This window comes from Vibrio glycogenivorans, from assembly GCF_051660965.1.
In the GTDB taxonomy this organism is placed as follows: Bacteria; Pseudomonadota; Gammaproteobacteria; order Enterobacterales; family Vibrionaceae; genus Vibrio.
The window spans coordinates 86377-105925 of record NZ_JBPVIS010000001.1; the positions used below are offsets into that span (position 1 = coordinate 86377).

The following is a 19549-nucleotide window of genomic DNA, read 5'->3' on the forward strand; positions in this document are numbered from 1 at the left end:
TGAGGGGTGGATATGCCCCTGTGCAGCACTATGAAACTAAAACACAGCCCGGTTACCCTGCATCAATTTGATGGTCTGTCTTTTCATCTCAAGCGAGATGACAAGCTCCACCCCCTTTTTAGTGGTAACAAGGCGCGTAAATTCAGTCGCTTACTTAGTAATCCGCCAGCCAATATCGATACTATTATCTCGTATGGCTCAGCTCAGGCGAATTCACTCTACTCTCTTGCGGGACTCGCCAAGATCCATGGTTGGTCGCTAGAGTATTATGTGCATAACATTCCTAATTGGCTTAAAAAACAACCAATCGGTAATTATCGTGGTGCACTTGAGCTTGATGCGACGATCATCCCAGTCAATGAGAGTGAGCATGCGCTGCATCCGGCCGAGTATATTCGTCAGATCCGCCAGCCCAATGAGCGCTGCCTAGTGATCCCCGAAGGGGGGCACTCTCCGCTGGCAGAAGAAGGCGTGAGACAGCTAGCGCAGGAGATCTTGGAATACACCTGCTGCCAAAGAAAGCCATTTGTCGTTGCCCTTCCCTCAGGGACCGGAACCACGGCATTTTATCTGCATAAACACCTAAAACCTTTTGGTATCGAAGTACTCACTTGTGCTTGTGTTGGTGATGCTAAGTATCTGACCGAGCAATTTCGTCAGCTCGGTGAGGATGATCATCCAACCATTCTTGAATTGGACCAAAAGCATCATTTTGGGCGTTTGAACCCTGATGATTATGAGATCTGGTGCCAGCTCGAGGAGCAGACTCGGGTTGAGTTCGATCTGCTGTATGATCCACTGATGTGGCGATGTTTACAACAATGGTGGGCTGCAAATCACGGTCGTGAGCTTCTCTATATTCACCAAGGTGGTATTCTAGGAAACGAGAGCATGTTACCTAGATATCAACGTGAATATGGAGTTAAATCAACATGGTAGGATCTAAACGCTCAGCAACACTGGCGCTGATTGCCGCGTGCGTATGTTCGGGCTCTGCCCTTGCTAACTCAACAGTGACCCGAGCGTCGGTGGGAAACTCCGCCAATCGCCCAGTCGTTGTCGTCGATAATGCTCAGATGAGCCAGCGCGTTTGCTACTACGAGGGACAAAAGTACTCGCTTGGCTCTATCATCGAGACCGCTAACCGCCTGCTCGAGTGCCAAGCCGACAATGACTTTGAACTCAATGGCGCGCTGAAGTGGGTTTTGGTCAGCGAATAATAGAGCCGAGATTCGAGAAGCGAGAGACGAGTGGAGACGCGCTGCGGAGCAATCGCGCGTATTAAACTCCTCGCTCCTCGGAACGAAGTGATACCCGCTCCCCGCTCCTATTTTCGTTGCCACCAGAAGCTCAACGGTTTGGCCTCTCCTATCACCAACTGCTCGCCCATTTGTGGGAGTACCATAGTTACACCGCGCTGGTTGGCTGTCTCGAGGGCGCGGTTGATTGGTTCTTGCCAGTCGTGGATGGCTAGGTCGAATGTGCTGTTGTGGATGGGGAACATCACCTTGCCTTTGAGATCGAGGTGGGCTTGGACACTCTGCTCAGGGAACATATGGATTTGTGACCATGCTTCATTGTAGGCACCGGTTTCAATCAGGGTCAGATCAAACGGGCCGTACTTGTCACCAATCTGCTTAAAACCCGAGAAATAGCCCGAATCTCCACTAAAGAAAACACGCTGGCTGGCGGCGGCGATTACCCAGCTTCCCCATAACGTGTGGTCTCTATCCAAACCAGTTCGTCCAGAGAAGTGCTGAGTTGGGGTGAGCGTATACTCAATGCCGTTGAATACATGCGACTCCCACCAGTTCAACTCGACAATTTTATCTTCTTCAATCCCCCAGTTACGTAGATGTTTGCCAACCCGAAGCGGTACGAGAAATAGCGAGACCTTAGCTGCCAACTGCTTGACTGCCGATTTATCAAGATGATCGTAGTGATCGTGGCTTATTACTACCACATCGATATTGGGCAGTTCATCGATGGTTATCGGTGCTTGATGAAAGCGCTTTGGTCCGGCCCATTGCACTGGCGAGGCACGATCACTGAATACCGGATCGGTCAGCACTAACTGTTGATCAAGCTTCAACAACACGCTCGAATGTCCAAGGCGAAACACACTATTTTGCAGCTCGGCTTCTACTTGCTCACGACTCATCGACATCACGGGTAAATCAAAGCTTGGCTCTGGCTCGTCACGCTGCGCCGTCAAATACATCTTGGTAATGTCGTAAAGATTCTTTAGGCCCGACTTGTACACCATTTCCGAATTTGTGAATTTTTTCGGTAATTGGGCTGAAACCGCATCTTCGGCAGTTGCACAAGACATTTGAGTTAGCGCCATAATTTTCGCTCCTAGTAGCAAGAGGTAAACAAGTAATCACTGTCAATACAAGTAAACTACACTGGTCAGTTTACAAGCAAGCATACCAAAAGTAAACCGGCTAGTGTAGAATGGATCTTCGCAAACCTATGAGACGGACGAATGACATGACGGTGACAAAAAAAAGTCGCAGTGAACTAAAACGAGAAGCGATCCTGGAGGCTGCAAGAGCGTCATTCCTCGAATTTGGCGTCGCTAACACCAGCATGGATAAGGTGTCTGCAATGGCGGGCGTTTCAAAGCGCACGGTATACAACCATTTCGCTTCGAAAGAAGCCTTGGTACTGGCGCTGCTCTCTTGTTTATGGAGCAATCCCGATGCTCTGTCTGAGGACGACTTGAGTCAAGAGCATGACTTAAAACTGCAACTGACTGATTTGGTCTTTCAACAGATCAAGAAGATCAGCGATCCGGCCTATATTGAACTTTCTCGCGTCGCGTTTGGGCACTATCTATTCAGGCCTGAAGAGCTCAAACAGCAGGTCGCGGCGCTCGACAAGCAGCAAAGCGTCATCTATCAGTGGCTCGAATACCAGAGCAAACACAAGCGCATCGCACTAGAAGAAACCCAAATCGCCCTTGTCGCTGAGCAACTTTACAGCCTACTCAAAGGCAGTGCTTATTGGCCACAACTGATGGGTATCTGTGACCCGCTCGACGACCAAGCCGCGCGAAAACTTGCCGAGCAGACCGTTGAGCTATTCTGGGCACGCTATGGGCAAACCGCATAGGGCGCGGCCTGCGCGATACGCCTGTCACTTTCCATAGACATTAAGCAAGGCTCTCACCAATGGCAAAAGACCTCGTCAGCAACTTGGACCTAAACTTACTCAAAACCTTTTTGGTGCTGATGCAAGAGAAAAACACGCGCAAGGCGTCCGCGCGTCTGTTTGTCTCTCAGCCAGCGATTAGCCAGGCTTTACAACGGATGCGAGAGCATTTTAACGATCAGCTGTTTGTCAAAGTTACTGGTGGACTCGAGCCAACACCCTTCGCTGAATCACTCGCCGAGAACATCACTCCGCACTGGGACAGTTTGCTTCAAGCAGTTAATAACACGCGCCCGTTTAAACCGACTGAGCTAGATAGCACACTGCGTATCGCCCTATCCTCGATCACCCTAAGTTGTTTGTCTGGCCCCCTTTTCAATCAAGTCCAAGCCTCCGCCCCCAGTGCGCAGCTAGAACTGACAAGCTGGTCTAACAACACGGTCGAAGAAATCTTATTTGGTGAGACATTATTGGGAGTCAGTTATGCTCTGCCCCAATCAAACCAAAATATCTATTCCGTTAAGTTGATTGAGCTCACCGGGCGAGTCATCGTGCGCCGAGATCACCCCATCACAAAATCTCACGCCACTCCACATGACTTCGCTGGCTATCCGATAGCTTCAATCATTACCCCCGGTTGGAATGATCACGTCACCCTTGCATCTGAGTTTCTGACTGATCTGGGTGTTGAGCACAGTATTGGGTTTCGCTCCGAGCTGGTCATGGCCATCTTAAATGTGCTGCAACATACCGATATGTACCTGCCGCACTCCAATCTGTTTCCGATCGAAGACTTCCCACACCTACGTGCGATTGACTTTACCGTCAACGGAAAGCCCTATGTGACTCCGGTATATGCTCACATGCATATTAAAAACCGCCACACCCCATTAATGCGCTGGCTTTTACGCCTGCTCCAACAATGCCTATCTAACCAAATCAATAAGTCAGGCTTTTCACATCAATAAGTAAACCTAATTAGCCCAAATCCCACGACCATCATTACCATTAGGCACCCTAACTTCTGATGACCTTTCCAGAAAATGGTATGCAACGTAAAGCTCGTCTCTCTCAACACTAAGAGTCTTGAACGGCTATTTTTACTCACCTGCTTGGTTATCATTTAATTGACCTACTTAAGGATTGTCATGACTCATCGACTAATATGGCTTGCAATTGCACTGGCCCCACTTGGCGCTCAAGCGTCTGGGCTTTACGTATCACCGGAACTGAAAATTGGCCCTTTCCGAGGTGCTGGTTTACAGCTAGGCGTCTCTCAGGTAGGGGATTTTGACAACCTTTTCCTTCATTACTCGAAAAGCCACTACACGGCTGGCAGATACGACGAGAATATCGATACCTATCGGGTTGGCTTGCAGTCGCCGCTCGGTCGACGTGACGACATGGGGATTCAGGCAATCATAGGTTTGGCCGATTATGATGGCACCTACCGTGATGAACATAAAACGACAATGGGGCTGAGTATTGGGGCAGCATTCGTGTATAAGTTAACACCCGCATTATCAGTACGCGCGGGCACTGACTTCGATTTCTTTGACAGTGGTTCAACCCATACCTTCAGTGATACCTCGATTAACTTTACCCTAGGCTTTGGCTTGACGCTCTAATCTTGAATCTATCTCAAATAAAAAAGAGCTGAATAAAGTCAGCTCTTTAGATCTAATCGAATTAACTAAAATCGAAGGTTAGCCTTTATAGATACAACCAGCTGTACAGGTTTCCTTGATTTCCACTTTACTCAGTAGTGGTAGTGAGGGTTTCAGTTGATCCCAAATCCACTTTGCCAGTACCTCACTAGTCGGGTTTTCAAGCCCTTCTATGTCATTGAGATAGTAGTGGTCCAAACGATCATAGATTGGCTTAAACGCGGCTTTTATTTCTGCAAAGTCGACCACCCAGCCAGTATGTGGGTCGACCTCACCCTCGACATAAAGGCGAACCAAAAACGAATGCCCATGGAGACGACCACACTTGTGCCCCTCGGGGACGTTCGGTAAGTGGTGCGCGGCTTCGAACATAAATTCTTTGTACAGTTCGGTTCTCATTGTTTTACCTAGAAACGCTCAAAAACGGCAATTCTATGCACCTATTGAGTTATGCACAAGTTCATCATTGGGTTTATTTGTTGCTATTCTTAAATCTAAATCGGAACTCAAGCCGCCTCTTACCCGATGAGACAAAAAAATCCTAACAGATAAGCCAATAAGGGCTTGAAGCTGAGGATTTGCTAGGTAATATGGTCGTTTGATTCAAAATTTTAATCTAACTTGATATTTTGCCTATTTATCAACCAATAACTGGTGATTTTTGTAGCAAGACATCAGGTTAATATGCATCCCTCAATGGAGAATGAAATCAACATGACTTACGCGCCTGTTAAAGACGTACTTGGCGGCAAGCTCGCGGTCGACAGTGAAGTGACTGTACGCGGCTGGATCCGTTCACGTCGTGATTCCAAAGCTGGAATCTCTTTCCTTGCCATTTATGACGGCTCTTGTTTCGACCCGATTCAGGCCGTGGTCCCTAGTAATCTTAATAATTACGAAGACGAAGTGCTGAAGCTAACCACTGGCTGCTCTGTTGAAGTAACTGGTAAGATTGTTGAATCTCCTGCTAAAGGTCAAGACTTCGAACTTGCAGCGACTGGCGTTAAAGTTGTCGGCTGGGTTGAAGATGCAGACACTTACCCAATGGCGAAAACACGCCACTCAATTGAGTACCTACGTGAAGTGGCCCACCTTCGCCCTCGCACCAACGTGATTGGCGCCGTGGCTCGCGTACGTAACTGCCTATCTCAAGCAATCCATCGCTTCTACCACGAGCAAGGTTACATCTGGGTATCTGCACCTCTGATCACAGCATCAGATGCGGAAGGCGCTGGTGAGATGTTCCGCGTATCAACGCTGGATATGGAAAACCTACCGCGCACAGAAGAAGGTAAAGTCGATTACAACGAAGATTTCTTCGGTAAAGAGACTTTCCTAACCGTTTCTGGCCAGCTGAATGCTGAGACTTATGCGTGTGCGCTAAGCAAAGTTTACACCTTTGGTCCGACATTCCGTGCAGAAAACTCAAACACCAGCCGCCACCTAGCGGAATTCTGGATGGTTGAGCCAGAGGTTGCGTTTGCTGACCTTGATGACGTGGCTAAGCTATCAGAAGACATGCTTAAGTATGTCTTCAAAGCGGTTCTAGAAGAGCGTCGTGATGACCTTGAGTTCTTTGCCCAGCGCATCGACAAGCAAGCAATCACTCGCCTAGAGCAGTTTGTCGCGTCTGATTTTGCTCAAGTGGACTACACCGACGCGATTCAGATCCTACTAGATTCAGGTCGTGAATTTGAATTCCCAGTTGAATGGGGCATCGATATGTCGTCTGAGCACGAGCGTTACCTAGCTGAAGAGCACTTCAAGGCACCAGTTATCGTTAAGAACTACCCGAAAGACATCAAAGCTTTCTACATGCGCATGAATGACGATGGTAAGACGGTTGCGGCGATGGACGTACTTGCACCAGGCATCGGTGAGATCATCGGTGGCTCGCAACGTGAAGAGCGTCTAGACGTGCTTGATGCGCGCATGCGTGATATGGGTATCGACCCTGAGCACATGAGCTGGTATCGCGACCTACGACGCTACGGCACAGTACCTCATGCAGGCTTTGGTCTGGGCTTCGAGCGTCTTGTGTCTTATGTAACTGGTATGGGCAACGTTCGTGACGTGATCCCATTCCCACGTACACCTCGTAGCGCTAACTTCTAATTGTCGCTTACGTACCTAGTTTCAAGGTATGGTTTCAAGGTATGGTTCCAAGGCATAGCATTCAAGGCTCAGCATTTGCTGAGCCTTTTTCGTTGTGAAAAGAAACCTGACCCATTACAGTGCAATCCACACAATCAATTAACATATTATACGGCAACATTTCACAGTAATTACAGCACGTTAAACACCTCTGAGAACCATTTCTCGTTTGCCAATAAGGCTCTTGCACTCTCAGCGCAAAGGTGATTATCTAGAACTAGCGCCTCAAACAAGGATGTAACAAGAAGCTCATGGGTTTGGCTATCTCATTTTTATACGCAACGCTTTCGCTATTTTACTGCTTTGGCCAATATGGTCAGCGCGAGAGATCATTGATCAAGTTAGCGAGCATTCGTGCCTGCTGCTGGCTGCTGCTCGTTATTGGCATCGAGCTCTTTGCCGAGCCTAGCACCTATCAGCGGTTAATTCAGATATCATTTCTACTCAACACAGCCGGTGAGTTCTTTATTTTTTTCCGCCGCCGCAAAGCAATCATCTCGGCAACGTTTTACCTAATGGTCATTGCCAGTTTCTGCCGCAGTGCTGCGCTGTGGCTATTGATCTACCATGATGTCACCAATGGCATCGAGCTAAGCATACCTGCGTTTATCATTTCGATATGTGTGCTGGTGTGGATGATTGTCTATCCGAACTTCACTGAAGGAAGGGATTTCCTGCGCGCCTATACCTTGGTCTTTTTCCTTCAGACGTGGGCATCACTCGACCTTGCCATCCACCATGCGGATTGGGCTCATAGGCTGTTGCTGATCTCAACCGCAGGCTATCTCTTCTCATTCTGCCGTTATTACGCGCAGGCATTTATAGAGAAGAGTTTTGTTAAGCTGCATTGGGTACACTTTATCTCAAATGCGATCATGGCGGCTTCAACGGTATTGATTGCAGGCGTACACATGTAGATGGCAATTCTAGACATCTGTTAGTCTCCCAGCACAGACTGAATAAACGTATTTAGTAAGCGTCGATAGTGTATTGGCCATCAACATCCTGGCTCACCTCAACATTCATAACTATCTTCGGATCAGAGGTGCCGCTTTGGCCCATTTCTGCGCCCATTACGACGGTTTTTGTTTTGAGGTTAGCCTGACTATGAGTAGATACTTGAATGGTCGCTTTACTTCCCTCAGCATGGGAGTAGTTATTTAGACCAATCTGATATCGACCGTTTACTAGTCCCCGATTTTCACACCCTGCGGAGTAGTGCTCCGGCCCAAACCCAGTTCTATTATCAATATCTAACTCTCCGGATGTACCCTTCTTATTCGCAAAATGTACATGTTCACCTGTTGGCTCAATAATGTGCAAGTCGATATCTGATGCGCTATCCCATGTCAATGTCACCGAAAACTTACCGGGATAGGCCTGACTGGCGTAATCATCGAGCCTCGAGATTTCCCTATCAATATCTTTCAGGACTTTATGAGAAGTCTGCAAATCTGAATTTAAATACGTTGTTGCAAAGTAGTGTCCAGTAGGGTCAATACTGAGATGAGAAGGAGGTATTGTAACATTGGCTTTTGGCACCAATCCCGTTTTCTCGAGCCCACTGATGACTAAGTCTAAATCTGCTCGTGTATGTGGCCCATGAGTGACTACTGATGCTGGTGCGACATGGACTATACCAAAATTATTGCTATCAATATTGTTGCTATCTAGTAAAACATTATATGCGCTATTGGCGTATAAATTACCTTGAGAGTGAGCCACAAATAGGACTTTATACCCATGAGACACAAGGGTTTTCAATCTAGTATTATGTATTTCATAAGTAGTATTAGTAGGAGGAAGAGAAACCAACTTTGATACTAAAGATACTGCGGTAGACACAAACAGTTCACTAAAGCTACCTAGTAGTATTTTTGCTTGTTTCACTCCATAGGGAAAGTTATCAAATTTTGACAGGTCGCCTGGATCACTTAACTTGTTCAAGTCGACGATATCGTAATAGCCATCAACGCCAATTTCTTCTGCTCTTTGTCTGAATAGTTCGGCTATATCTAGAAACGGATTCGATCCTATCGATGAGCCTGTAACATTATAGAACACCTCATACCGTACACTTTCGCCATTGTAAACTGAACCAAATTTGCTCTGTAACGCTATTGTGGAGTATATTGCGTCAGCTTTTGAGTTCCATACACCATTAAAAAAACCGATCACGTAACCACTGTCTGTACAGCGAGCACTAAAAGCCGGACATGAGCAAAATAAAATCGATAGTAATAGTAATCTATACTTCACTAGCTACCCTCATCACAATGATAAACCATAGGTAGTCTAATCACTGTACCATCTTGAGCATTGTTATAATTTAAATAGGCCTTCGCCCTCGATTCCGTATTTGCAATGCTCTTTTGCAGCCATTGAAATGTATTAAATCCATCAGCTGGATTATCAAATGTGCGTGCAAAACATCCCAGAGATTCCATCATGACGTCATCTAAATTTCTAATTGCTTTCTCATCATCAAGATTGACTAGCAAGGCTGATTGAAGGTTACCTGCGACTTTTTTAGCTTGTAATTTTTGTTGAGCTGTCATTTTTGATGTCAAAATCATATGGTAAATATCATCTCTTATCCCGTCATCATTAGTGATAATACCTTGAAGAGAGTTGGTCTCGTCCAATTGAGCGCTAATAGAGTATGGAATCTCTACCATTTCATAACCACTTCCGCTGGAATATAGAAAATAGAGAGAAATTAAAACCACCCCATAATATAAAGCATACTTAACCATCCTATTGCCACACCACTCAGTGCTATACAAATAACGTCAGGCCAGAAACAAGCATGACGATAAATATAACTACACCACCAAACAACTCACCCAACATAATCACCGCTGACGACACCACTAACGATACTATGATTATCAAAAGCTCCATATCAAAACTGAATACCATACCCTTTAATCCTATAAGCCTTTAAAATGTAACCACCATCATACTAATCGCACTATGCTGCCATACAAGCTCGCAATTAAATACTATAGCGTACGATATAATTACAAATACCTATATTTACCAGATTATCAGCTAGGTATTTTACTTTACCCATGGTGATATTTAACAGTGCTTAACTTTACTCTTCAAGATAATTAAAGCAACAGCACCGCCTGAAAAGACGTGCTAGTACTCTGTACGGAAAAGTGATCATATTCGTTGTCCGTAAAATCAAAGAGAATTAAATTCTTTTTAACATCAATCGATAAGTAAGTAAGCTGTAAAAAAACAGAGCTACTTAGTGATTAATAATTAACACATTATATTTGTAACATAATGTTACAAATATAATGATAAATGAATCATTAGGGCGACTATCCTAAATCCACAGGCGTTTATAGCGTTAAGTTATGTCTAATAAAGTTGTGTAAATGTAGTTGACTTGAAAACCACACCGCCATTTATATGCATTAACATGCTAGATAAGCTTTAGAGAGAGTAAAGATGTGACAGTAGAGACCCTTAGCCATGTCGACTGGCTTGCAAAAGGCAAGCTCTTTAGTGCCGACGACTATGCCCTAATGCATAGAGTTTGTGTACAGAGTGTTTTAATCAGTTAGTTATGATTAATTACTGATAAAAACCGGTGGATGTGAGTATTTCCCTTTGAAGATATCGCGCCATCATCAACTACACTTCCCCTACTCGGTAGTATTCATTGAGCTGATCTAATTCGAGTAGTAACTTTGTCAATATCCACGTCAAATCTAAATCACGAAGCTCAATAGCCTGTCTAATTTTGCCTGTCAGTACCTGGCTAAAGGGCGTGAGTTCGAAAAGGGCACTCTCGCAACACTGCTCATCTCCAAGCAAAATCCTGGCCCGTCTAGACAGCGTTTTGGACTCTAAAACGTTGTATTTTACTGCCATAGCTAAATTGACTGCCCCAAGTAAGTGAAAATTTTTCCGTTCCCGACCACAGGGCTATCGAGAGTGCAGAGGTCATTAAACACTATGAATCAACTCTATGATAGGTCATTTAGTGTCAAGCGCTTTTTAGCGGCTGAACTATCTCCCTCTTTCGAAACAAAGTTCCAGAAGAGTTAGTCAACAAGCTCAATACCTAACCCCTCAAGTAAGCTTAGCGCTTCATAGCGTGTGAATTTCGCTTCTCGGACATTATTTTCTAAGACATTAATCGTAAAGCTGTAAGAGTCAGAAAAGTCAACACTCCCAAGGTTGGTGCGCATAAACTGACTATGGCTAAAGTCACAATACGTCATCAGTGACTGAGCAAAATCTCCCTCTCGAAAATCAACATCATGCAACTTACACTCCTCGAGTTTGAGCTCTTGAAGAGTCAAACCAAAGAAAGAACTGTCATTTAGGATACAACGCGTGAAAGCTAGCTCAAAGTCAACGTGATAGGTTGCCCACGCCGCACGTGTCCAATCCACCCCAATCAGCTTACAATCGTAGAAGTTAAGCCCAAATAATGAGCTGTTGGTCAGCTTAACCAAGCTCAGGTTACAACGGGAAAAGTCGCAGTTAAGAAATTTACAGTTAGTGAACTCGCTAGTGGAAAAGTCACAGTCAGTAAACTGACAATCTTCAAACTCGATATTGCGAAATGTTTGCTCCGAGAGCTCCTGACCTGCGAACTGCTGTTCAAAATAGTCTTGATTATCACTAATCATGTTTATTCCCTTTCAGTACCTACAAAAAAGCCCAGAAGAGTCTTCTGGGCTTAGTCACTAAATTATGAGTCAAGCTTAGTCACGCAGTGACGCGCCAAACTTCTCAGAAACGTGTGCAACGATAGCATCAACCGCACCTGCGATGTCAGCGTCTTCAAGCGTGCGCTCAAGCGATTGCAGAGTCAGGGCGATAGCTAGGCTCTTCTTGCCTTCTTCAATGCCTTTACCTACGTACACGTCAAACAGCTTAGCGTCGGTTAGGAACTCGCCGCCTTGCTCTAGACACGCTTTGACGATATCACCTGATGCAACAGCTTCATCGACCACAACCGCGATGTCACGACGGTTTGCAGGGAACTTAGAAAGCTGTACTGCTTCAGGGATCACCTTGGTGTTGATTGCTGACCACTCGATCTCGAACACGATAGTGCGGCCATTAAGACCAAACTTGCGCTCAAGCTCAGGGTGAACCGTACCAATCACGCCCACTTCTTTGCCATCAACGATGATTGCCGCTGATTGACCTGGGTGAAGTGCTGGGTGCTTAGTCGCCGCGAACGAGTAGGCTTTTTCGTTTGCAGACAGCTCTAGAACAGCTTCTAGGTCGCCTTTAAGGTCAAAGAAATCAACCGTGTTGGTCTCGATGTCCCAGTGCTCTTCGCTGCGCGTACCGGCAATCACACCGGCTAGCATCGGCTCTTGACGCATGCCATTTTCTGCAGACTCACAAGGAATGAAACGTAGGCCGTATTCGAACAAGCGAACACGTGGCTGCTGACGCTTCTGGTTGTGTACAACCGTGTTAAGCAGACCTTGGATAAGACCTAGGCGCATCGCTGACATTTCCACTGAGATTGGGAAAGGCAGGATCAATGGCTCAACTTCTGGAACAACCAATTTCTGCTGCTCTGGCTCAACGAAGCTATAAGTAATCGCTTCTTGGTAGCCACGATCAACAAGCAGGTTACGCACACGCTTAAGTGGCAGGTCCGCTTCAACATGGTTGTGCATCTTAAGTGCAGCTACTGGGTGCTGGTTTGGAATGTTGTCGTAACCATAGATACGACCCACTTCTTCAATCAGGTCTTGCTCAATCGCGATATCGAAACGCCATGTTGGTGCAGTTGCGCTCCAGCCCATGTCGGTTGTTTCAACAGTTAGACCTAAACGCTCTAGGATCTCAACCACGTCGCTATCGGCAATGTGGTGACCTAGTAGGCTATCTAGCTTAGTGCGACGCAGAGAAACCGTGTTCGCTTTTGGTAGGTCAGCATCAGACTCAACGCCAACCACTGGCGCCACTTCACCACCACAGATTTCGATTAGAAGCTCTGTTGCACGCTCCATAGCGCTTGCTTGTAGTGCGAAGTCCACACCACGCTCGAAACGCATTGATGAATCTGTGTGCAGGCCGTAGCTGCGTGCGCGACCACGGATGTGGTCTGGTGCGAAGAACGCACACTCAAGCAGCACGTCTTTAGTCTCAGTGGTTACGCCAGACTCTTCACCGCCGAAAATACCCGCGATAGCTAGGGCTTTGTTGTGGTCAGCCACAACCAAAGTATCTGCGTTTAGCTCAGCTTCGTTGCCGTCTAGCAGCGTCAGCTTCTCGCCTTGCTCTGCCATACGTACCACGATGCCGCCTTCAATCTTCGCTAGATCGAATGCGTGCATTGGTTGACCTTGCTCTAGCAGCACGTAGTTGGTGATATCAACCACAGGGTCAATCGAGCGGATACCACAGCGACGCAGTTTCTCTTGCATCCATAGCGGCGTCTCGGCTTGAACATTAACGTTCTTCACCACGCGACCTAGGTAACGTGGACACGCTGCTGGCGCTTTCACATCAATAGACACCGTGTCTTCGATAGTACTCGCTACGGCTGCCACTGCTGGCTCAGTTACGTCAGCGCGGTTTAGTACGCCCACTTCGCGAGCTAGACCACGGATGCTGAAACAGTCAGCACGGTTAGCCGTAAGGTCAACGTCGACAGTCACATCGTCAAGACCTAGGAATTCACGGAAATCAGTACCAATAACCGCGTCTTCTGCTAGCTCTAGGATGCCATCTGATTCTACGTCGATGCCAAGCTCAGAGAATGAACAAAGCATACCGTGTGATGGCTGACCACGCAGTTTTGCTTTCTTGATTTTGAAATCGCCTGGCAGAACTGCGCCAACAGTTGCAACCGCAACTTTTAGGCCTAGGCGGCAGTTAGAAGCGCCACAGACGATGTCTAGCAGCTCTTCTGCGCCAACATCGACTTTTGTAACGCGCAGTTTGTCTGCGTCTGGGTGTTGACCACACTCAACCACTTGACCGACTTTAACGCCAGTGAAAGAGCCCGCCACAGGCAGAACGTCGTCTACCTCAAGGCCAGCCATTGTAATTTGGTGCGTAAGCTCGTCAGTTGATACAGACGGGTTTACCCACTCACGAAGCCATGATTCGCTGAATTTCATTGTGATGAACCCTCTGGATTACTTGAACTGTTTTAGGAAACGAAGATCGTTCTCGAAGAACGCTCGTAGGTCGTTTACGCCGTAACGCAGCATGGTTAGACGCTCAACGCCCATACCAAATGCAAAGCCAGAGTATTTCTCAGGGTCGATGCCGACAGCGCGCAATACGTTCGGGTGAACCATACCGCAGCCTAGAACCTCAAGCCATTTACCGTTCTTACCCTTAACGTCAACCTCAGCCGAAGGCTCAGTGAACGGGAAGTAAGAAGGACGGAAACGTACCTCAACCTCTTCTTCAAAGAAGTTACATAGGAAGTCGTGCAGGATGCCTTTTAGCTGAGCAAAGTTAACGTTCTCGTCAACCAGCATGCCTTCCACCTGGTGGAACATTGGCGTGTGCGTTTGGTCGTAGTCGTTACGGTATACACGACCCGGTGCGATGAAGCGGAATGGTGGTTTGCCATTTTCCATCGTTCGGATCTGTACGCCTGACGTGTGAGTACGCAGCATCAAGTCTGGGTTAAAGAAGAAGGTATCGTGGTCAGTACGCGCTGGGTGATCCTCTGCGATGTTCAGTGCATCAAAGTTATGGAATGCATCTTCAATCTCAGGGCCCGATTCGGTGTTAAAGCCTAGCTCACCAAAGAACTGTTCAATACGCTCAACCGTGCGAGTCACAGGGTGAAGACCACCGTTCTCGATACGGCGACCTGGTAGCGTCACGTCAATCGTCTCTGCTGCCAGTTTCGCTTCAAGCTCAGCACGCTGCAATGCGTCTTTGCGCGCTGCAATCGCTTGTTGAACCACGCCTTTCGCTTTGTTGATCTCTTGGCCAGCACTGCGGCGCTCTTCTGGTGGTAGTTTACCTAGGCTTTGAAGTTGAGCCGTCAGCTCACCTTTTTTACCTAGATACTGAACACGCACTTCATCAAGTGCGACTAGCGATTCAGCAGCGTCGATTGCTGCGCCCGCATTAGCAATGATCTCTTCTAGATGTTGCATCGTTTCCTCATCTACCTATACCCATCATCAAATAGGCATAAGTGGTAGTGTCCGTCAGTCAGGAGTGCCCTGACCCACGTTTCCCCGAAGGGATTTCCGGTTTTTCAAGTAGCTGTACATAGTAGCGAAAGACGTCTAGAAATCCAATGTCATTTCGATTAAAACCGCACCAATAGAGCGGGTTAAATCGAAATTAATTGTTCTACGGAATAGTTGCCCCCTCGCCTCTCGACTCTCGCAGTGCAACGATCTCGCCTCTTTGCGAAAGGAAACAAAAAAAGCCCACTCTAACGAGTGGGCTTTTTTGAAGATTTGGAGCGACACACGAGGTTCGAACTCGTGACCTCAACCTTGGCAAGGTTGCGCTCTACCAACTGAGCTAGTGTCGCATAAATGCTTGGTACAAATTGTTATCCAATTTGTAAGATGGTGCCCCGGGCCGGACTTGAACCGGCACAACGCGAACGTCGAGGGATTTTAAATCCCTTGTGTCTACCAATTCCACCACCAGGGCACGCAAAACTCTGTCTTGCGATGGTTGACACCATCCTTGATATCGACCCTCATGGGAACCGCTATCATTATTGAAGTGCTGTATTATCCACTCCAATACAAAATTGGAGCGACACACGAGGTTCGAACTCGTGACCTCAACCTTGGCAAGGTTGCGCTCTACCAACTGAGCTAGTGTCGCAAATGGAGGCGCGTCCCGGAGTCGAACCGAGGTCCACGGATTTGCAATCCGCTGCATAGCCACTCTGCCAACACGCCTTCAAACCGCTTCGAGAAACTTAACCGCTCCTCTTGGGTACGGGATGCATTTTTACGGAAACCGCGGTTCGAGTCAAACGTTTTTTTGTTTTTTTTATCCGTTTGAACAATATCCAATCAAAAGTGATAAAAATCACACATTTCGTTTAATTTCCCTACAGTTAGCGGGTGCTGTAGGTGGGGAAGAAAACACTTTTAAGAGTCGAGAAGCGAGAGTCGAGAATCGAGATTGGCACCCTGCGCCTCTCGCAGCAACGCGATCTCGCTTCTCGCCTCTTCCCCAAAGGGGAATAAAAAAGCGAGCCTCAAAGGCTCGCTTTTTTACATATTCTCTTCGCTCAGCAAATCATCCTTCGCTGCCGCTAAGTACTGGAACATCGACCAGTAAGTGAGGACGGTAGCGACATAGAGTCCAACATAGCCAATCCAAACCATCCACTCGTCGAATCGCCAGATCAGGAACAGCAGGGCTACAATTTGTGAGACCGTTTTAACCTTACCCACCCATGAGACCGCGACGCTGGCGCGTTTGCCGATTTCGGCCATCCACTCACGTAGTGCTGAGATAATGATTTCACGCGCAATCATGGTGACAGCAGGAATGGTCACCCAGATTGAGTGGTAGTGCTCAGTGATCAAGATAAGTGCGGCAGCGACTAAGACCTTATCAGCAACTGGATCGATAAAAGCGCCAAAACGTGAGGTTTGGCCCAGTTTTCTTGCCAACATGCCATCTAACCAATCTGTTATCCCCGCGACTAGAAAGATCATCGCTGCGGCAAATGGCGCCCAGCTGTATGGGAGATAAAAAGCGACAATAAATACTGGGATCAGAAAGAGTCGCAGTAAAGACAGAATGTTAGGAATATTTAAACGCATAATTTTTTTGGGCTCTTATCGACTTCGCGTTATGGTGCGAGATTTTCGTTATTGTTTCAATGCCTGATAGATGTTTTCTGCCAAAGAATGACTGATCCCCGGCACTTTGGCGATTTCTTCGACAGTTGCACGTTTTAACTCTTGCAAACCGCCCATGTATTTCAGCAACGCTTGACGACGTTTTGGGCCAATTCCTTCGATGCCCTCTAATGCACTGGTTCGGCGAGTTTTTCCACGCTTGGCTCGATGGCCTGCGATCGCATGGTTGTGGCTCTCATCGCGGATGTGTTGCATCAGGTGCAAAGCGGGCGCATCAGAGGGTAGATTGAACTCATCGCCATGATCGGTGATCAAGGTTTCCAACCCCGGCTTACGCGTCACCCCTTTGGCAATACCCACCAGGCTTGGTCGTTTTGGCCAGTCTTGCCAAAACTTTTCAATCGTATCCAGCGCCGCATTCAGTTGACCTTTACCACCATCAATAAAAATCACGTCAGGAATTTTATCGACATCAAGCTGCTTTGAGTAACGACGCTCAAGTGCCTGCGCCATCGCGGCATAATCATCACCACCGGTAATCCCGGTGATGTTGTAGCGACGGTATTCCTGCTTCAATGGCCCCTCGCGATTGAAGACCACGCACGAAGCAATCGTGCTCTCTCCCATGGTATGGGAAATATCAAAACACTCCATACGAGTGAGTGATTCGGTGCCTAACACCTCTTGTAGCTCGGTAAAACGCTGATTAATCGTCATTTTGTGATTAATCTTAGTGGTAATAGCCGTCAGTGCATTGGTATTGGCCAGTTTTAAATAACGGCCACGAGTTCCCGTAGGGTTGACTTGGAAGTACACCCGGCGGCCCGCAATCTCACTCACCGCTTGCGAAATGGAATCAATATCATCACTCAAACCTGAGGTTAGCAGCACTCGAGTAGGTAGTGTGCGCGCCTCATTATGAGCAAGATAGTATTGAGTTAGGAAGCTATCAAACACCTCACTGCGATCGGTGTTGGCGGGGATCTTCGGAAAATGGCTGCGACTACCAAGGATCTTACCTTGTCTAATCATCAAGATATGCACGCACGCCACACCGCTCTCAATTGCAAAGCCCAGCACATCCATATCCTCACTCGAGTCCTCGGAGACAAACTGCTGCTCCTGCACGCGGCGAATGGCCTGGATTTGATCGCGATAGCGCGCGGCGTCCTCAAACCGCAACGCGAGACTGGCTTTCTCCATTTTGTCCACCAGCAAACTCAGCACCTGCTGATCTTTACCCTGCAAAAACAGCCGCAAATCGCTGACCAGCTCCTGATAATCCTCTGTAGAGATGACTGATGACACACAGGGCCCAGCGCAGCGACCAATTTGATACATCAGGCAGGGCCGAGTGCGATTGCTGTAAACCGTATCCTCGCATTGGCGAACTGGGAAGATTTTTTGTACCAAATGGAGGGTTTCTCGCACCGCACCAGAATCTGGATAAGGACCAAAGTACTCACCCTTCTTCTTTTTCGCGCCACGGTGAATCGAGACCCGCGGATGCTTATGTCCACTTAAGAAAATAAATGGGTAGGATTTATCGTCCCGAAGAAGTACGTTGTACTTGGGCAGATACTGCTTGATGTAATTATGTTCGAGGATCAGCGCTTCGGTTTCAGTATGGGTAATCGTTACATCAATTTTGGCGATATGACTGACCAAGGCGCGGGTTTTTTCGCTGTCGATCTTGGCGCGAAAATAACTCGATAAGCGTTTTTTGAGATCTTTCGCCTTACCTACATAAATCACCTCAGCATCCAGGTTATACATACGATAGACTCCCGGCTGACTGGTGACGGTTTTTAAAAACGCAGTCGAGTCAAATGGCAGATTGGCTTGAGGTGAGGATTGAGAATCAGGCATTGGTTGGGTCGTTTAACAAAAAAGACCGCTAGGAATAGCGGTCGTTATTTAATACTACAGCGTCTCAGCATCCAGTATGCCGTGACGGATGGCGAGGTGGGTCAGCTCAACATCACCACCGATGTTTAGCTTGCTAAACAGTCGATAGCGATAACTGTTGACCGTTTTCGGGCTCAGATTGAGCTGCTCCGAAATATCAGTCACCTTCTGCCCTTTGGTGATCATCATCATGATCTGAAGCTCTCGCTCGGACAGATCCTCAAATGGATTTTCAGACGCCGGTGAGAACTGACTCAGCGCCATCTGTTGGGCGATCTCTGGCGAGATGTAGCGTTGACCACTATTCACCACTCGGATCGCATTGACCATTTCGTCTGGCCCCGCTCCCTTGGTTAAGTATCCTGCAGCACCTGCTTGCATGACCTTAGTTGGAAACGGGTTTTCCGTATGAACGGTAAGAACAATGATTTTCACATCTGGATTGAAGCGCAGAATCTTCTTCGTTGCTTCTAAACCGCCGATTCCTGGCATGTTCATATCCATCAAAATGACGTCTGCATGATTGCTGCGACACCATTTTGCTGCTTCCTCACCGCTTTCAGCTTCCCCTGCTACGTTCATTCCACGGACGTCTTCAATAATACGTCGTATCCCTGTGCGAACCAGCTCGTGATCATCTACAAGGAAAACACTAATCACTCTTGTATCTCCACACTAATACTTTGGTTTGGCACCGCTAACCGCAAAGAATGGTTGGCAGTTTGGTTCGCCATATAAACCCATTGGAAAGAATTTGCTTCCATCGACTATGCTCCTAAATGCACTTTTTAGCAAGCTTTACTGCGCAAAAGTGTCGACAAACTCGTTTTGTATGGGCTGTTTATACCGACA

General features: G+C 47.2%; 17 protein-coding genes and 4 tRNA genes. 7 read left to right on the forward strand and 14 right to left on the reverse strand.

Features of this window, described 5'->3' with window-relative positions; all coding sequences use genetic code 11:
- Positions 1 to 30: 30 nt before the first annotated feature.
- A complete protein-coding gene (locus ACSTTG_RS00390) occupies positions 31 to 939 on the forward strand; it encodes a 1-aminocyclopropane-1-carboxylate deaminase/D-cysteine desulfhydrase (RefSeq protein WP_438473476.1) in 909 nt (302 codons plus the stop codon).
- A complete protein-coding gene (locus ACSTTG_RS00395) occupies positions 933 to 1220 on the forward strand; it encodes a DUF1496 domain-containing protein (protein WP_438460095.1) in 288 nt (95 codons plus the stop codon). The genes ACSTTG_RS00390 and ACSTTG_RS00395 overlap by 7 nt, the downstream gene beginning before the upstream one ends.
- A gap of 107 nt (positions 1221 to 1327) precedes the next feature.
- Here the strand turns inward: ACSTTG_RS00395 and ACSTTG_RS00400 are convergent, their stop codons facing one another.
- On the reverse strand, positions 1328 to 2347 hold the full coding sequence (locus ACSTTG_RS00400; RefSeq protein ID WP_438473477.1) for an MBL fold metallo-hydrolase: 1020 nt from the start codon (positions 2345 to 2347) through the stop codon (positions 1328 to 1330).
- Between the two features lie 146 nt (positions 2348 to 2493).
- On the opposite strand from ACSTTG_RS00400, the gene ACSTTG_RS00405 reads away from it, so the two are divergent.
- The 3 genes from ACSTTG_RS00405 (at position 2494) to ACSTTG_RS00415 (ending at position 4784) form a co-directional block, all read left to right on the forward strand.
- A complete protein-coding gene (locus ACSTTG_RS00405; RefSeq protein ID WP_438473478.1) occupies positions 2494 to 3117 on the forward strand; it encodes a TetR/AcrR family transcriptional regulator in 624 nt (207 codons plus the stop codon).
- Between the two features lie 59 nt (positions 3118 to 3176).
- Positions 3177 to 4124 carry a LysR family transcriptional regulator gene (locus tag ACSTTG_RS00410; protein WP_438473479.1) on the forward strand — a complete coding sequence of 316 codons (948 nt, stop codon included), beginning with the start codon at positions 3177 to 3179 and terminating at the stop codon, positions 4122 to 4124.
- A 180-nt stretch (positions 4125 to 4304) separates the two neighbouring features.
- Positions 4305 to 4784, forward strand: a complete 480-nt coding sequence (locus ACSTTG_RS00415; protein ID WP_438460091.1) for a hypothetical protein — start codon at positions 4305 to 4307, stop codon at positions 4782 to 4784.
- Between the two features lie 78 nt (positions 4785 to 4862).
- On the opposite strand, the gene queD is transcribed toward ACSTTG_RS00415, so the two are convergent.
- Entirely contained in the window at positions 4863 to 5222 is a 360-nt protein-coding gene (gene queD / locus ACSTTG_RS00420; protein WP_438460090.1) for a 6-carboxytetrahydropterin synthase QueD, read from the reverse strand.
- Between the two features lie 315 nt (positions 5223 to 5537).
- Here queD and asnS point away from each other — a divergent pair, with 315 nt between their 5' ends.
- Both asnS and ACSTTG_RS00430 read left to right on the forward strand, forming a co-directional pair.
- A complete protein-coding gene (gene asnS, locus ACSTTG_RS00425) occupies positions 5538 to 6938 on the forward strand; it encodes an asparagine--tRNA ligase (RefSeq protein WP_438460191.1) in 1401 nt (466 codons plus the stop codon).
- Positions 6939 to 7228: 290 nt separating this feature from the next.
- The gene (locus tag ACSTTG_RS00430; protein ID WP_438473480.1) at positions 7229 to 7894 is read left to right on the forward strand and encodes a hypothetical protein; all 666 of its coding nucleotides are present in this window, start codon (positions 7229 to 7231) and stop codon (positions 7892 to 7894) included.
- A 52-nt stretch (positions 7895 to 7946) separates the two neighbouring features.
- On the opposite strand, the gene ACSTTG_RS00435 is transcribed toward ACSTTG_RS00430, so the two are convergent.
- The 12 genes from ACSTTG_RS00435 to uvrY form a co-directional block, all read right to left on the reverse strand.
- Positions 7947 to 9236 carry a YfaP family protein gene (locus tag ACSTTG_RS00435; RefSeq protein WP_438473481.1) on the reverse strand — a complete coding sequence of 430 codons (1290 nt, stop codon included), beginning with the start codon at positions 9234 to 9236 and terminating at the stop codon, positions 7947 to 7949.
- Positions 9236 to 9733, reverse strand: coding sequence for a hypothetical protein (locus tag ACSTTG_RS00440; protein WP_438473482.1), 498 nt, complete (start codon positions 9731 to 9733; stop codon positions 9236 to 9238). Before ACSTTG_RS00440 ends, ACSTTG_RS00435 begins: the two co-directional genes overlap by 1 nt.
- A gap of 1308 nt (positions 9734 to 11041) precedes the next feature.
- Positions 11042 to 11635 (reverse strand): pentapeptide repeat-containing protein, encoded by a 594-nt coding sequence (locus tag ACSTTG_RS00445; RefSeq protein ID WP_438473483.1) that lies wholly within the window; start codon positions 11633 to 11635, stop codon positions 11042 to 11044.
- Between the two features lie 75 nt (positions 11636 to 11710).
- A complete protein-coding gene (gene pheT / locus ACSTTG_RS00450; protein ID WP_438473484.1) occupies positions 11711 to 14098 on the reverse strand; it encodes a phenylalanine--tRNA ligase subunit beta in 2388 nt (795 codons plus the stop codon).
- An 18-nt stretch (positions 14099 to 14116) separates the two neighbouring features.
- Positions 14117 to 15100, reverse strand: a complete 984-nt coding sequence (gene pheS / locus ACSTTG_RS00455; RefSeq protein WP_438460084.1) for a phenylalanine--tRNA ligase subunit alpha — start codon at positions 15098 to 15100, stop codon at positions 14117 to 14119.
- A 313-nt stretch (positions 15101 to 15413) separates the two neighbouring features.
- Positions 15414 to 15489: transfer RNA gene (locus ACSTTG_RS00460), tRNA-Gly, on the reverse strand.
- Between the two features lie 38 nt (positions 15490 to 15527).
- Positions 15528 to 15614: transfer RNA gene (locus ACSTTG_RS00465), tRNA-Leu, on the reverse strand.
- A gap of 104 nt (positions 15615 to 15718) precedes the next feature.
- Positions 15719 to 15794: transfer RNA gene (locus ACSTTG_RS00470), tRNA-Gly, on the reverse strand.
- Positions 15795 to 15797: 3 nt separating this feature from the next.
- Positions 15798 to 15871 (reverse strand) — tRNA-Cys (locus ACSTTG_RS00475).
- A gap of 321 nt (positions 15872 to 16192) precedes the next feature.
- Positions 16193 to 16750: a CDP-diacylglycerol--glycerol-3-phosphate 3-phosphatidyltransferase gene (gene pgsA / locus ACSTTG_RS00480; protein WP_438460083.1), complete on the reverse strand. Its 558-nt coding sequence runs from the start codon at positions 16748 to 16750 to the stop codon at positions 16193 to 16195.
- A gap of 48 nt (positions 16751 to 16798) precedes the next feature.
- Positions 16799 to 18658, reverse strand: coding sequence for an excinuclease ABC subunit UvrC (gene uvrC, locus ACSTTG_RS00485; protein ID WP_438460082.1), 1860 nt, complete (start codon positions 18656 to 18658; stop codon positions 16799 to 16801).
- A gap of 54 nt (positions 18659 to 18712) precedes the next feature.
- Positions 18713 to 19357 (reverse strand): UvrY/SirA/GacA family response regulator transcription factor, encoded by a 645-nt coding sequence (uvrY, locus tag ACSTTG_RS00490; RefSeq protein ID WP_438460081.1) that lies wholly within the window; start codon positions 19355 to 19357, stop codon positions 18713 to 18715.
- Between the last annotated feature and the right edge of the window lie 192 nt (positions 19358 to 19549).